Raw genomic sequence first — 13,144 nt, forward strand, 5'->3', positions numbered from 1 at the left:
GTGGGTCAACTCGGAATGACTGATTTCGTTTCACTGGATTTTGCGCAACACAAGTTGCTGCGGCTGGCCAACCGGCACGGCGCCGAGCTTGGCGACGCGCTGGGCATGGTCGGCGCAGTCCCGACCGAAATCCCCGCGCTGGCGGCCTCTTATCCGCTGTTCTTCCGCAAGGCGCCGGGCAGCGGGCGCTTTGAACTGGCGGCCATGCTGGGCTTCACCGCGACGCAGAACCTGTTCCTCGATGGCGAGCGCTGGGATGCGGGTTATGTCCCGCTGGCCTTGCGCTGCGAACCCTTTGCCGTGGGGCAAAGCGCCGCCACGCCCGATCGCAACACACTGCTGATCGACCTCGACAGCCCGCGCCTGACGCGCAGCGATGGCGATGTGCTGTTCTTTTCCGATGGCCGTCCATCCGAACGGCTGCAGGCGATCGTCGATGCACTCGAAGCACTCGTCACCGGCGCGCAAGTGGGGCGCGACTATGCCACAGCGCTTGAAACGCTCGACCTGATCGAGCCGGTCGATGTGCGGGTGGAGGCAGAAGATGGCCCGCCGCTGACCCTGTCGGGCCTCTACACCATCGCGCAAGACCGCCTGAACGCGCTGCCCGACGCCGCGCTGCTCGACCTGCGGGCGTGCGGTTTCCTGCCGTGGATCTATCAGCAGGCGGCTTCGGTGGGGCAGATCGCCAACCTAATCGTCCGCCGCGACCGAATCCGCGCCACGCTGCGAGCCAGCCATGGCGCCTGATCGCGCGCGCTCGGTCGTCATCGTCGGCGGCGGCACCGCGGGCTGGCTGACAGCGGGAATTCTGGCCGCGCGGCGCGGGGACGACAACCTGACGGTCACGGTGGTCGAATCGCCGGGCGTACCGATCCTGGGCGTGGGCGAAGGCACCTGGCCGACGATCCGCCGGACGCTGCAGACGCTGGGCGTACGCGAAGCGGACTTCCTGCGCGCCTGCGATGCCACCTTCAAGCAAGGCTCGCGCTTTGTCGGCTGGCGCAACGGCACACCCGCTGCGCCGCACGCCTACACCCACCCGTTCACCCTTCCCCACCGCTTCGGCGAGGTCGATCTGGCTGCGGCGTGGCTGGCGCAGGCGGCGCCCGACGGCGCCGGATTTGACGAGGCGGTCTGCTTCCAGACAGCGCTTTGCCGCCTTGCCCTGTCGCCCAAGGCGCGGTCGAGTGCGGAGTATGACGGGCTGGGCAACTATGCCTACCACTTCGACGCGGGCAAGGTCGCCACCTTCCTCAAGGCACATTGCACCGAAAAGCTGGGCGTGCGCTACATCCCCGACGATATCACCGGCTGCACGCAGGATGCCGAAGGGGCTATCACCGCGCTGCACACCGCCAACAACGGGCCGCTTGAGGGCGATTTCTTCATCGATTGCAGCGGCGGCCATGGCGTGCTGATCGACAAGGTCTATCATGTGCCGATGGTCGAATGCCGCGACGTGTTGTTCGTCGACCGCGCGCTGGCGATTCAGGTGCCCTATGACAGCGCCGACGCGCCGATCGCCTCGGTCACGCTGGCCACGGCGCAGGCGGCGGGCTGGATCTGGGACATCGGCCTGACCACCCGACGCGGCGTCGGTTATGTCCATTCCAGCGCCCATGCCTCACAGGACGAAGCCATCGCGACGCTGGACGCCTATGTCCGCGCGATTTCGGGCAAGGGCTTGCCGGGTACCCCGCGCTCCATCGCCATCAATGCGGGCTACCGCAGTCGCTTCTGGGTGCACAATTGCGCGACAGTGGGGGTGTCCTCGGGCTTTGTCGAGCCGCTGGAGGCATCGAGCATCGCAATGATCGAGCTGTCGGCCAACCATCTGGCCGATAACCTGGCCTTCGAACGCGATGCGATGGCAGCCGAGGCGCATCGGTTCAACACCATGCTGGATCAGGTCTGGCGCGATGCGATCGACTTCCTCAAGCTGCACTATGCGTTGAGCGATCGGCCCGAACCGTTCTGGGCCGCCAATCGCGCATCAGCATCGTGGCCGCCATCGCTGCGCGACAAGCTGCAGATTTGGCAGCACCGGCCCCCCGCCGCGAGCGATTTTCCGCACGCTTTCCAGTTGTTCGGCCCGGCGAGCTATCAGTACGTACTCTATGGCATGGCCGACCGCGCCGCGCTCGCCGGTGGGACTGCAGCGGCAGCGGCGGAACTGGCCGAAGTGCAGGCGTTGACCGCCCGCCTGACGCGGATGCTGGCGCCCCACCGCGATTCGATCGGGGCCATCGTCGCCGCCTGATCCGGCGTACGACGTATGAGGAGCGGCGAGCGGCGCCCAGCGGGGGCGTAGCCACGAAAAAGGGCCGGAAGGTTTCCCCTCCGGCCCGTTTTTCTTTCCGGCAAAGCGTAGTGAGGGATCAGCCCTTCAGCACTTCTGCCAGCGTTTCGCCGAGCAGCGACGGCGAAGGGGAAACGCGGATGCCCGCTGCTTCCATCGCCGCGATCTTGTCTTCGGCGCCGCCCTGGCCGCCCGAAACGATCGCGCCAGCGTGGCCCATGCGGCGTCCCGGAGGCGCCGTGCGACCGGCGATGAAACCGGCCATCGGCTTGCTGCGACCGCGCTTGGCTTCGTCCTTGAGGAACTGCGCCGCTTCTTCTTCGGCACTGCCGCCGATTTCACCGATCATGATGATCGACTTGGTTTCATCGTCAGCCAGGAACAGTTCCAGCACGTCGATGAAGTTGGTGCCGTTGACCGGGTCACCACCGATGCCGACAGCCGTGGTCTGGCCAAGGCCGATGGCCGAGGTCTGGAACACCGCTTCATACGTCAGCGTGCCCGAGCGCGATACGACGCCGACCGAACCCTGCTTGAAGATGCTGCCCGGCATGATGCCGATCTTGCATTCATTCGGAGTCAGCACGCCGGGGCAGTTCGGGCCGATCAGGCGCGACTTGGAACCCTGCAAGGCGCGCTTGACGCGGACCATATCGAGCACCGGGATACCTTCGGTGATCGCCACGATCAGTTCGATCTGCGCGTCGATCGCTTCGAGGATCGAGTCTGCCGCGAATGGCGGCGGAACGTAGATCACGCTGGCGGTGGCGCCGGTGGCATGGGCGGCTTCGGCAACGGTGTCATAGATCGGCAGGCCAAGCAGGCTTTCACCGCCCTTGCCCGGCGTGACGCCGGCCACCATCTGGGTGCCGTAAGCCAGCGCCTGTTCGGTGTGGAACTTGCCGGTGTTGCCGGTCATCCCCTGGGTGATGACCTTGGTGTTCTTGTTGATCAGGATCGACATGGTTCAGGCAACCTTCTGAACTTCGGCGACGATCTTCTTGGCCGCATCGCCAAGGTCGTTCGCGGGAACGATGGGGAGACCGGAATTGGCGAGGATGTCCTTGCCCTGCTGCACATTGGTGCCTTCCAGACGCACGACCAGCGGAACCGACAGGTTCACTTCCTTCGCCGCGGCAACGATGCCGTCAGCGATGATATCGCACTTCATGATCCCGCCGAAGATGTTGACCAGAATGCCCTTAACCGACGGATCGGACAGGATGATCTTGAACGCTGCGGTGACCTTTTCCTTGGTGGCGCCGCCACCGACGTCAAGGAAGTTGGCAGGGAACATGCCGTTCAGCTTGATGATGTCCATCGTCGCCATGGCAAGCCCGGCGCCGTTGACCATGCAGCCGATGTCGCCATCGAGCTTGATGTAGGCCAGGTCATACTTGCTGGCTTCGATTTCGGCCGGGTCTTCCTCGGTCTCGTCGCGCAGGGCAACGACATCGGGGTGCCGGTAGAGCGCGTTCGAATCGAAGCTCATCTTGGCGTCGAGCACCAGCAACTGGCCATCGGTGGTTTCGACCAGCGGGTTGATTTCGAGCATCGAGGCGTCGAGCGCGACGAATGCTTCGTACAGCTGCTTCGAAATCTTCTGCGCCTGCTTGTTGAGGTCACCCGACAGCTTGAGCGCGAAGGCAACCGCGCGGCCATGGTGCGGCTGGAAGCCCTGCGCCGGATCGATCACGATGGTGCTGATCTTTTCGGGCGTGGAGTGGGCCACTTCCTCGATGTCCATGCCGCCTTCGGTCGAGACGATCAGGGCCACCCGGCCGGTGCCGCGATCGACGACCAGCGACAGGTAGTATTCCTTGGCGATGTCGACACCGTCGGTCACGTACAGGCGGTTGACCTGCTTGCCCGCATCACCGGTCTGGATAGTGACGAGCGTGTTGCCGAGCATTTCCTGCGCGTGCGATGCGACTTCGTCGATCGACTTGGCAAGACGGACACCGCCCTTGGCATCGGGACCGAGTTCCTTGAACTTGCCCTTGCCGCGGCCACCCGCGTGGATCTGCGCCTTGACGACATAGATCGGTCCGGGAAGCTGCTTGGCTGCAGCAACCGCTTCTTCGACGGTCAACGCGGGAATGCCCGCTGGAATGCTGACGCCATACTTGGCGAGCAGTTCCTTGGCCTGATACTCATGAACGTTCATGCAGATTCCCCGCTGTGACAGAGTGGGAGGAAAGCGCCGGACAGAGGGGACCGCCCGGAGAGTCCCGCCGCCTAAAGCACAGGCAATCCCGCTTGAAAAGCCTTTCAATGGTCCGGCTAAGGCAAAGGTGAGGGCGATGGCTCCGGTTTCGCGCATACGAATGAGCGACAGATGCCCCGAACCCCGAACAAAGGTGGCACTTGCAAGCTTGCCCGCCAGAGCGCATCGCCCGGCAGATGATCGATTACCAGCGCCTTTCGGACATCGTGCGCGAAGCAGGGCGCATGGCGCTGGCGCTGTGGCCGGGCCATGGCCACGCACCGAAAGTGTGGGACAAGTTGCCCGGAAACCCGGTGAGCGAAGCCGACATCGCGGTCGACAGCTTCCTCAAACGCGAACTGCATGCACTGCTGCCCAGCGCGGGCTGGCTGTCCGAGGAAACCGTCGATCACCCCGAGCGGCTTGAGCGCGGCCTGTGCTGGCTGGTCGATCCGATCGACGGGACACGCGATTTCGTGCGCGGCCGCCCCGGTTGGTGCATTTCGGTGGCACTGGTCAGCGCCGGACGGCCATTGATCGGCATGCTCGATGCCCCGGCGCGCGGCGAATTCTGGCTCGCCACCGCCGGACAGGGCGCCAGCCGCAACGGCCAGCCGATCCACGCCAGCGATCGCACCACGCTTGCCGGAGCGCGGGTGCCTGCCGATTCGCTGCCCGGGCCCGACAGCGATCTGGTGATTGTGGACAAGCCCAACTCGATCGCGCTGCGCATCGCCATGGTTGCCGCGAACGAGGCCGATTTGCTGGCGACGCTGCGCTGGGGCTATGAATGGGATATCGCCGCCGCTGCGCTGATCGCGCGCGAGGCGGGTGCATCCGCCAGCGATGCTTTTGGCCAGCCGCTCGATTACAACAAGCGCGATCCGCGCGCGTTCGGCCTGCTTGTTACGGCCCCCGCCATCCACGCCGCTGCGGTCGAGCGTCTGGCCGACAGGGCGGCAAAGCTGGCCTGAACGCCCGCCAGCAGGGCTCAGGCCGCAGCGAAGTCCTCGGTGTCGATGGTTGCCTGCATCGCCTTGCCATAACGGTGCCCGGCAACGGTCTGGTGGTTGATCAGCGCGTCGACAGCCGCGGCGACTTCGGCAGGGATCGCCCAGTCGCTGCGGGCAAGGTTCTCTTCCAGATGATCGATCCGCGCGGTGCCGGGAATGGCCACGACATGCTCTCCCCGGCCAACGACCCAGCCGAGTGCCAGTTGTGCGGGCGTGACCCCGGCGTCCACGGCAATCTGCGCAAAGCCGGCTACGAGCGCGCGGTTGGCCGGGAAATTTTCGTCCTGAAAGCGCGGCATCGCGCGGCGAATGTCGGTTGTCGGCATGGCTGCCACATCCAACGCCGGATCGGCCAGCAACCCACGTCCGACCGGTGAGAACGCGACGAATGTGATGCCCAGTTCACGGGTTGCTTCCAGGACCGCGATCTCGGGATTGCGGGTCATCGGCGAGTATTCGGTCTGCAGCGCCGCGACCGGGTGCTCGGCATGCGCGCGGCGGACCGTTTCGGCCGACATTTCCGACAGGCCGATACCGCCGATCTTGCCTTCCTTCACCAGCCGCCCAAGCTCACCGACCGATTCCTCGATCGGCACGGTGAAATCGCGCCGGTGCAGATAGTACAAATCGATGAAGTCGGTCTGCAGCAGCCGCAGCGAAGTTTCGAGCGCGCCACGGATGGTTTCGGGCTTGCAGTCGATCCGCCGCTTGGCGCCATCGACGATGATGCCGGTCTTGCTGGCAAGGAAGAACTTGTCGCGACGGCCTTTCAGCGTTTTGCCGATCAGCGTTTCGTTATGCCCGTCGCCATAGATCCGCGCGGTATCGAGATGGTCGTAGCCCAGATCGATGGCATGATCGAGCAGGCGCGCGCCGTCCTCGTCCGAGGGCGGAGTGCCATAGGCCCAGCTCAAAGACATGCAGCCAAGTCCGACCGGCTTGACCGCACGGCCAGCGATGGAACGGGGAGAAACGGGCGTCTGGGTCATCGTCACGAGCCTTCCGATTGCAGTGGACCGATGCCGTCCGGCGCGGCCCGCGTCAACCGGCGCAACGGACGCACGCATGAAAACAGCGGCCGGTGGATCGCTCCACCGGCCGCCATGATTCAGGTCGTGTCTGGCAAAGTCTTGTTACTGGCCGCGAGCGCGCGCCACGTCGTCCTGCGTCACCGGCACGATCTTGATCTCGACGCGACGGTTGGCCGAGCGACCCTCCACCGTGTCGTTCGAGGCGACAGGTTGGGTCTTGCCGTAACCAGTGCTGCGGATGCGCTGCGGAGCGATCCCGCGCGAGGACAGGTAATCGGCCACGGCGCGCGCGCGGTTTTCGGACAGGGTCTGGTTATAGGCGTCAGAGCCGGTCGAATCGGTGTGGCCGTACACATCGACCAGCGAGTTGGGATACTTCACCAGCGATTGCGCCACGCGGTCGAGCGTGTCGCGGAACGTCGGCTTGATCAGCGTGCTGTCGGTATCGAAGGTCACGCCATTGGGCAGGTTTACCAAAATCGCCTGACCGTTGTCGGTCGGGGTCACGTCGACGCCCGAGCCAGCGGTCTGCTCCTTCAGTTCGCGGATCTGCTTGTCCATGGTGTAGCCGACCGCCGCCCCGGCGATGCCGCCGATGCCGGCGCCGATGATGCGCCCGGTGCCACCGCCGATCAGACCACCCAGCAGGATGCCCGCCAGAGCGCCGCCGCCAGCACCAAGTGCGGTGCGCGAAACCTTCTGTTGGCCGGTGTTGGGATCGGTCACGCAGGCCGACAGGCTGACAAGCGACACGGCGCACAGGCTTGAAACGATAACGCGACGGATCTTCATCACAGGTTCCCCTAAATCTGCGGCACCGCTCGGACCGCACGGTCTATCGACAGTGGTACGCGTGGTGCCTCAAGTCGTTCCATTTCGCCACCCCTGGCTTAACCGCACCAGAACGCGCCCGCGCCCAAGTCCGCCAGCCCTAGTCCAAAGCGGACCTTGTCCGCTTCGCTTGCGGACGGAAACGTGCTAGCGGCTGTTGTCGTGACACCGTTTCCCTGGCCAGATACCCTCGTCATCGTTGGTCTCGTCGTACTCAACGGCCTGTTTTCCATGTCGGAACTGGCGATCGTCTCAGCGCGTCCTGCGCGGCTGAAGGTGCTTGCCGAGGCCGGATCGACCAGCGCGAAAGTGGCGTTGCAACTGGCTTCAGATCCCGGAAAATTCCTTTCGACCGTGCAGACCGGCATCACCCTCGTCGGCGTGATCGCCGGTGCTTATTCGGGATCGAGTCTTGGCGGACCGGTCGGCGAACGGCTGGCCGCGCTTGGCGTGCCCGCGCGCTTTGCCGACAACGCCGGATTCGCGCTGGTCATCGCGGTGACCACGTACCTCAGTCTTGTGGTCGGCGAACTGGTGCCCAAGCAGGTGGCCTTGCGCGCGGCCGAACCGATCGCGCTCGTCGCCGCGCAGCCGATGCGGTTTCTGGCGCAGGCCACGGCTCCCGTGGTGTGGAGCCTGAACCAGTCGTCCAAGCTGTTGCTGCGCTTGCTGGGGCTGCATCGCGGCAGCGAGCAGGAAGTCACTGCCGAAGAACTGCAGATGATGTTCGCAGAGGCCACGCGGTCCGGCGTCATCGAGGAAGAAGAGCGCGCGCTGATGACTAGCGTGATGCGCCTGGCCGACCGTCCGGTGCGCGAGGTGATGACCCCCCGTACCGAGCTCCACTGGATCGAGGCGACAGCGAGCGAGGCCGATTTGCGCGCCGCCATCGCCGACAGCCCGCATTCGCTGCTGCTGGTGGCCGACGAAACACCCGACCACATCGTCGGCGTGGTCAAAGTGCGCGAAGTGCTCGCCGAGCTGCTGCGCGTGGGTCATGCCGACCTGCTGCAATTGATGCGCAAGCCGGTGATATTGCCCGACCACCTCGACACCATGGACGCGCTGCGGATGATCCAGCAGGCCGAAGTGGCGCTGGCACTGGTCCATGATGAATACGGCCATCTTGACGGGATCGTCACCGCCGCCGACTTGCTGTCGGCGATTGCAGGCACGTTCGTGTCGCACAGCGACGATGGCGATGGCCCGATGATCACCGAGCGCGAAGATGGCTCGCTGTTGCTCTCGGGTGCCCTGCCAGCCGACGCCATGGCCAGCCGCATCGACATCGACCTGCCCGAAACGCGCGATTACGCTACCGCCGCCGGGTTCGTTCTGTCGGTTCTGCGCAAGCTGCCGGTCGAAGGCGAACACTTCGTCGAACAGGGCTGGCGCTTCGAAGTGGTCGACATGGACGGGCGCAAGATCGACAAGCTGCTGGTCGCCCGGGCCAAACCGCAGCCGACTGTGACCGCGCACGCAGACGCCTGAATGGCGCGTGCGACGGTATTGCACTCGGCCCGCGGTGCAGCCTTGTCAGATCAGAACGGAAGCGCTTTGCCGGCAAGGATCAGCGCAAGCGCGCAGCCAACAACCAGCCCACTGCGCACCGCAGCGCGCGCCAGCACGGGCATGGACCGGCCATCCAGACCGAGTTCGACAAGGGTGCGCGGGTGCATCATCGCGCCTTCGATGCACCCGCCACTCCTAAGAAACGGTAAAGCGTGGGCTCAGTCGGACGAACCGAGCCATTCCCACAGCGCCGCCAGACAATCGCGACCCAGCAGCGCACTGCGTTCGGGGCTCCACCCATGCTCGGCACAAGGCAGATCGTCGTTGTCTTTGAACGGCATTTCCAGCGTCATCGCCACCGCGCCGAAACGTTCGGCCACCTGATTGGTCGACATCGAGAGGTTGGCGGTGCCGGGGCGTGCTTCGGGATAGCCGCGCCGCGTCTGAAAATCGGGGGTCCGCCGCTCCAGAATCGCACGGTAGCGGCGATAGGCGGCGCCTTGCGCCTCGGTCCACGACGGGATGCCCTCGAAACCTGCGACGAACACGTGGGGGATCGCCTCATCACCATGCACGTCGATGGCAAAGTCCACGCCGGTGGCGTCCATCGCGTTGCGGATGGCCAGCACTTCGGGCGAGCGTTCGGCAGTGGGGGAGTGCCATTCGCGGTTGAGGTTCACGCCCGCCGCGTTGGTGCGCAGGTGGCCACGTATCGATCCGTCGGGGTTAGCATTGGGCACCACGTGAAAGCGGCACGTCTGGCGCAGGCTGCGCGCGTGCGGGTCGGCTGGATCGGTCAGCATCGCCAAGGCGCCGTCCATCCACCACTCGGCCATCGATTCGCCGGGGTGCTGGCGGGCATAGAGCCACACTTGCCTTGACCCTTCGCCCAGTTCCAGACAGTCGATCGGCCGACCGTCCAGACTATGCCCGAGCACGCGATGCGACACACCGGGGCTGGCTGCGGTACGCGACACCAGATCGTTGTGCCGTTCGAGCGAATAGGGCGCGAAATAGGCAAACCACGCGGTGTCCGCCGCCGGGGTATGGCGGATGGTCAGCGTGCCGCCGTCCTCGCTTGCGTCCCACTGGGTCGTCGTACGGCGCCAGACCTGCCGATCCTCGGACACGGCGGCACGATAGCCCGGCCAGCCACCGGGATAGGCCGAAGCGCCAAGTCCGGTGATCTTCAGCTCAAGTTCGCGGCCCGCTGCCCCGCTGACGCGGAAATGGAACCATTGGAAGAAGTCCGACCCATGGTCCTTGCGGATCTTGAGCCGGGCGGCGCTGCCCAAAATCGACAACACTGCGATATTGCCACTGTCAAACGCGGCATCGATTCGGATCGAAGGGACAACAACGGGCGAAGGGTTCATGGTGGTTTCGGTCATTTCACGCTGATAGTCGCGCCCGAGGTACCGGGGAAGCCTGCGAACAGGGCATGGGCAAGACGCGGAGCTGCGGCAGCCACCTGCACTTGCGGTGACTTGGCTGATTCGCGGGCCTCGGCGCGCCCTTCCCACAAGGCTTTGCCGGTCGCGCGCTCGCGCAGCGTCACCGCCAGGCGTTGCCACACGATCTGCCGCGGGCCGCCGCCGAAGCTGAAGCCCAGCCCCAGTCCGACGCCCGAATGATAGCCTCCGGTCGATCCGCCTACCCCGACAGAGACCGGCTCACGGCGCTGCGCCCCGGTCTGGGCTGTCTCGCTTTCAAAGCGCACTTCGGCCACGATGTCCGCCGCATTGGGCGTCGCCGCGCCAAAGCCCAGCGCCGCCAGTTCGCGCGCGACGGCTTCAAGCCAGACCTGCGTTTCCAGATTGGCGGGGTCGATGCCCGGCCCCGCGCTCAGCGTGACCGCGCCATGTCCCAACGCGCCAAGCGATTCGGGCGTATGGAAGCGGGTGACCGCAACCGGAGCGGCCCGGACCGGCGCAACAGGAACCATAATGGCGGCGGTCGCCAGAATGACGCCGAGAAGGCCCGAAGGAATCGAACGTTTGGTCATGCCGCGAATGTGGGCGCTCAAACCGCTTGCGGCAATATCCCGAATTGCGCCCGCAATCGCTTCAGATCAGCGGCTGGCGAGCGGCACGATCTGACCTTCGGGGAATTTCGCAAACAAGGCGGCGGCCAACCGGGCGGCAACGGCCCCGTTGTCCAAGCCTACGTCGCCTTCGCGCGATTGTCCTTCGGCGCGGCCTTCCCAAAGCACTTTGCCGGTGGCCTTGTCGCGTATGCGAACATCCAGCCGAGTCGCCACGATCGCCTTCTTGGGCTTGGTGAAATCGAGCGCCAGCGCCATGCCGAAGCCGGTGCCGCGATTGCTGACGGTGGTGCTGACCTCGCCGCTCACCGGCTTGTGTGGCGCTTCTTCGGGCACCACCGTCTCGTGACTGACACCCACTTGCGCGATCTGCCCCGGATCGGCGGCAGTCGCCGTGTCATAGCCGCGCCGGGCCAGTTCATCGACCACGGCGGCCTCATAGACCGGCAGCTTCCATTCTTCTTCTGCGCCATCATCGGCGGCGATGACGATGCGCCCCCTGCCCAGCGCATCGCCCGCATCGGCTGCGCGCCAGGCATCGACGCTGATCTTCTTCGAAGGCTCGGCACTGGTGCGCGCGCCACCGGCCCGCCCGCCATCGCGCGGGTCGCCCCAACGATCGCCGCCGCCCCGGCTCCAGCCGCCCGGACCATCCCAACCCGGCATGCCTTGCGCATGCGCTTGCCCGACCGGAATGCAGGCAAGGCCGATGATGGCCGATATCACGGAGGCGAAGATGGGTTGGCGGCGGATCATGCTGATGGTCTTTCCTGTCGCGCGCGGGGCTTGGGTGGCTCCTGCGCGGGCGGTGCTGTCATTGCACTGAACGGATGGGATTGCGATTCCCTCCATCGACCGGGGTGCTAGGTGTGCTGCTGCAATGCAGCAGGGGGGGTGATTCGCGCGATGGCCAGTGGTTCGACAAGTCCGGCTTCCGTCCAGAAAGGGCCGGTGCTGGTCACCGGCGGAGCCGGGTATATCGGCAGCCACGCCGTACTTGCGCTTAAAGATGCCGGCTGGCCGGTGGCGGTGATCGACAATCTGGTCACCGGCTTCCGCTTTGCCGTGCCCGAAGGCGTAGCCTTTTATCATGGCGACATCTCTGACGAAGCGCTGCTGGCCAGGATCTTTGCCGAACAGGGCACGCAGGCGATCATGCACTTTGCCGGATCGGTGGTCGTGCCAGAATCGGTGGTCGACCCGCTCAAGTACTATCGCAACAACACCGGCAACACCCGCACGCTGATCGCGGCGGCGGTGGCAGGCGGCGTACCGCACTTCATCTTCAGCTCCACTGCCGCCACTTATGGGATACCCGAAGTCTCGCCGGTGACCGAGGATACGGCGCAACGTCCGATCAACCCCTATGGCATGTCCAAACTGATGAGCGAGTACATGCTGGCCGACACCGCGCGGGCGCATCCCATCAATTATGGCGCGCTGCGTTATTTCAATGTCGCCGGCGCCGATCCGCAAGGGCGCACCGGCCAGTCCACCGCCGGGGCCACCCACCTTATCAAGGTTGCGGTAGAGGCGGCGCTGGGCAAGCGCGACGGCGTTTCGGTGTTCGGCACCGACTTCGCCACGCCCGACGGTACCGGAGTGCGCGACTACATCCACGTCTCCGACCTCGCCCGCGCGCACGTTCTGGCGCTTGAGGCGCTGATTGCCGAGCCAAGCCGCTCGATGACCTTCAACTGCGGGTATGGCCGGGGCTTTTCGGTGCTTGAGGTGCTCGATGCGGTCGATCGCGTCACCAACCGCAAGATCGAGCGCAGGCTTGAGGCGCGGCGTGCGGGTGACCCCGATTCGCTGATTTCCGACAACCGCCGCATCCGCGCCGCGCTGCCGTGGGTGCCGCAATATGCCGACCTTGACACCATTGTGGCCCACGCGCTGGCATGGGAGCGGCGCCTGACCGAGATTCTGGGTAAGGAATGAGCTACTGTCTGGGCCATGGGTATCCTGCGCACATGGTTGACTTTGCCCGGGGCCGCCATTAACGGCCCACCTTCAGTTTCGCGCCCGGTCGTGTTCGGGCAAAGGGATTCGTCATGAAGATTCGCAACAGCCTGAAGTCGCTCAAGGACCGCCACCGCGAAAACCGCGTGATCCGTCGCCGTGGGCGCACCTATGTCATCAACAAGACCCAGAAGCGCTTCAAGGCCCGCCAGGGCTGATCTGGTCGGCTGCGCCTTGGCGTAG

General features: G+C 65.2%; 14 protein-coding genes. 6 read left to right on the forward strand and 8 right to left on the reverse strand.

The features are described 5' to 3' along the window. Nucleotides 1–15: 15 nt before the first annotated feature. A complete protein-coding gene (locus LDN95_RS02780; protein ID WP_226016098.1) occupies nt 16–750 on the forward strand; it encodes a SapC family protein in 735 nt (244 codons plus the stop codon). Beyond that, on the forward strand, nt 740–2,263 hold the full coding sequence (locus LDN95_RS02785; protein WP_226016099.1) for a tryptophan halogenase family protein: 1,524 nt from the start codon (nt 740–742) through the stop codon (nt 2,261–2,263). The genes LDN95_RS02780 and LDN95_RS02785 overlap by 11 nt, the downstream gene beginning before the upstream one ends. A gap of 118 nt (nt 2,264–2,381) precedes the next feature. Here LDN95_RS02785 and sucD read toward each other — a convergent pair whose 3' ends face one another. Further along, nucleotides 2,382–3,266: a succinate--CoA ligase subunit alpha gene (sucD, locus tag LDN95_RS02790; protein WP_226016100.1), complete on the reverse strand. Its 885-nt coding sequence runs from the start codon at nt 3,264–3,266 to the stop codon at nt 2,382–2,384. A gap of 3 nt (nt 3,267–3,269) precedes the next feature. After that, entirely contained in the window at nt 3,270–4,469 is a 1,200-nt protein-coding gene (sucC, locus tag LDN95_RS02795; RefSeq protein ID WP_226016101.1) for an ADP-forming succinate--CoA ligase subunit beta, read from the reverse strand. Nucleotides 4,470–4,705: 236 nt separating this feature from the next. Between sucC and LDN95_RS02800 the strand changes: the two genes are divergently transcribed. Further along, nucleotides 4,706–5,482 (forward strand): 3'(2'),5'-bisphosphate nucleotidase CysQ, encoded by a 777-nt coding sequence (locus LDN95_RS02800; protein WP_226016102.1) that lies wholly within the window; start codon nt 4,706–4,708, stop codon nt 5,480–5,482. A gap of 17 nt (nt 5,483–5,499) precedes the next feature. On the opposite strand, the gene LDN95_RS02805 is transcribed toward LDN95_RS02800, so the two are convergent. Both LDN95_RS02805 and LDN95_RS02810 read right to left on the reverse strand, forming a co-directional pair. After that, complete coding sequence (locus tag LDN95_RS02805; RefSeq protein WP_226016103.1) at nt 5,500–6,510, reverse strand: aldo/keto reductase; 1,011 nt, start codon at nt 6,508–6,510, stop codon at nt 5,500–5,502. 144 nt (nt 6,511–6,654) lie between these two features. Continuing rightward, nucleotides 6,655–7,344, reverse strand: a complete 690-nt coding sequence (locus LDN95_RS02810) for an OmpA family protein (RefSeq protein WP_226016104.1) — start codon at nt 7,342–7,344, stop codon at nt 6,655–6,657. A gap of 201 nt (nt 7,345–7,545) precedes the next feature. On the opposite strand from LDN95_RS02810, the gene LDN95_RS02815 reads away from it, so the two are divergent. Then, on the forward strand, nt 7,546–8,874 hold the full coding sequence (locus LDN95_RS02815; protein WP_226016296.1) for a hemolysin family protein: 1,329 nt from the start codon (nt 7,546–7,548) through the stop codon (nt 8,872–8,874). A 50-nt stretch (nt 8,875–8,924) separates the two neighbouring features. On the opposite strand, the gene LDN95_RS02820 is transcribed toward LDN95_RS02815, so the two are convergent. The 4 genes from LDN95_RS02820 to LDN95_RS02835 form a co-directional block, all read right to left on the reverse strand. Continuing rightward, nucleotides 8,925–9,062 carry a hypothetical protein gene (locus tag LDN95_RS02820; protein ID WP_226016105.1) on the reverse strand — a complete coding sequence of 46 codons (138 nt, stop codon included), beginning with the start codon at nt 9,060–9,062 and terminating at the stop codon, nt 8,925–8,927. Nucleotides 9,063–9,113: 51 nt separating this feature from the next. Next, nucleotides 9,114–10,286 carry a M14-type cytosolic carboxypeptidase gene (locus LDN95_RS02825; RefSeq protein ID WP_226016106.1) on the reverse strand — a complete coding sequence of 391 codons (1,173 nt, stop codon included), beginning with the start codon at nt 10,284–10,286 and terminating at the stop codon, nt 9,114–9,116. Further along, entirely contained in the window at nt 10,283–10,900 is a 618-nt protein-coding gene (locus LDN95_RS02830) for a DUF4136 domain-containing protein (RefSeq protein ID WP_226016107.1), read from the reverse strand. The genes LDN95_RS02825 and LDN95_RS02830 overlap by 4 nt, the downstream gene beginning before the upstream one ends. Nucleotides 10,901–10,966: 66 nt before the next feature. Beyond that, nucleotides 10,967–11,695, reverse strand: a complete 729-nt coding sequence (locus LDN95_RS02835; protein WP_226016108.1) for a DUF4136 domain-containing protein — start codon at nt 11,693–11,695, stop codon at nt 10,967–10,969. 150 nt (nt 11,696–11,845) lie between these two features. Here LDN95_RS02835 and galE point away from each other — a divergent pair, with 150 nt between their 5' ends. Both galE and ykgO read left to right on the forward strand, forming a co-directional pair. Continuing rightward, the gene (gene galE / locus LDN95_RS02840) at nt 11,846–12,880 is read left to right on the forward strand and encodes a UDP-glucose 4-epimerase GalE (protein ID WP_226016109.1); all 1,035 of its coding nucleotides are present in this window, start codon (nt 11,846–11,848) and stop codon (nt 12,878–12,880) included. Nucleotides 12,881–12,993: 113 nt separating this feature from the next. Next, nucleotides 12,994–13,119 (forward strand): type B 50S ribosomal protein L36, encoded by a 126-nt coding sequence (ykgO, locus tag LDN95_RS02845; protein ID WP_226016110.1) that lies wholly within the window; start codon nt 12,994–12,996, stop codon nt 13,117–13,119. Nucleotides 13,120–13,144: the final 25 nt, after the last annotated feature.

This window comes from Novosphingobium sp. FKTRR1, assembly GCF_020404405.1.
Taxonomy (GTDB): domain Bacteria; phylum Pseudomonadota; class Alphaproteobacteria; order Sphingomonadales; family Sphingomonadaceae; genus Novosphingobium.

Bases quoted from the DNA above. Each gene is read 5' to 3' on its own strand.
- LDN95_RS02780 (WP_226016098.1), top strand. From the start codon at position 16: ATGACTGATTTCGTTTCACTGGATTTTGCGCAACACAAGTTGCTGCGG.
- LDN95_RS02785 (WP_226016099.1), top strand. From the start codon at position 740: ATGGCGCCTGATCGCGCGCGCTCGGTCGTCATCGTCGGCGGCGGCACC.
- sucD (WP_226016100.1), bottom strand. From the start codon at position 3,266: ATGTCGATCCTGATCAACAAGAACACCAAGGTCATCACCCAGGGGATG.
- sucC (WP_226016101.1), bottom strand. From the start codon at position 4,469: ATGAACGTTCATGAGTATCAGGCCAAGGAACTGCTCGCCAAGTATGGC.
- LDN95_RS02800 (WP_226016102.1), top strand. From the start codon at position 4,706: ATGATCGATTACCAGCGCCTTTCGGACATCGTGCGCGAAGCAGGGCGC.
- LDN95_RS02805 (WP_226016103.1), bottom strand. From the start codon at position 6,510: ATGACCCAGACGCCCGTTTCTCCCCGTTCCATCGCTGGCCGTGCGGTC.
- LDN95_RS02810 (WP_226016104.1), bottom strand. From the start codon at position 7,344: ATGAAGATCCGTCGCGTTATCGTTTCAAGCCTGTGCGCCGTGTCGCTT.
- LDN95_RS02820 (WP_226016105.1), bottom strand. From the start codon at position 9,062: ATGCACCCGCGCACCCTTGTCGAACTCGGTCTGGATGGCCGGTCCATG.
- LDN95_RS02825 (WP_226016106.1), bottom strand. From the start codon at position 10,286: ATGACCGAAACCACCATGAACCCTTCGCCCGTTGTTGTCCCTTCGATC.
- LDN95_RS02830 (WP_226016107.1), bottom strand. From the start codon at position 10,900: ATGACCAAACGTTCGATTCCTTCGGGCCTTCTCGGCGTCATTCTGGCG.
- LDN95_RS02835 (WP_226016108.1), bottom strand. From the start codon at position 11,695: ATGATCCGCCGCCAACCCATCTTCGCCTCCGTGATATCGGCCATCATC.
- galE (WP_226016109.1), top strand. From the start codon at position 11,846: ATGGCCAGTGGTTCGACAAGTCCGGCTTCCGTCCAGAAAGGGCCGGTG.
- ykgO (WP_226016110.1), top strand. From the start codon at position 12,994: ATGAAGATTCGCAACAGCCTGAAGTCGCTCAAGGACCGCCACCGCGAA.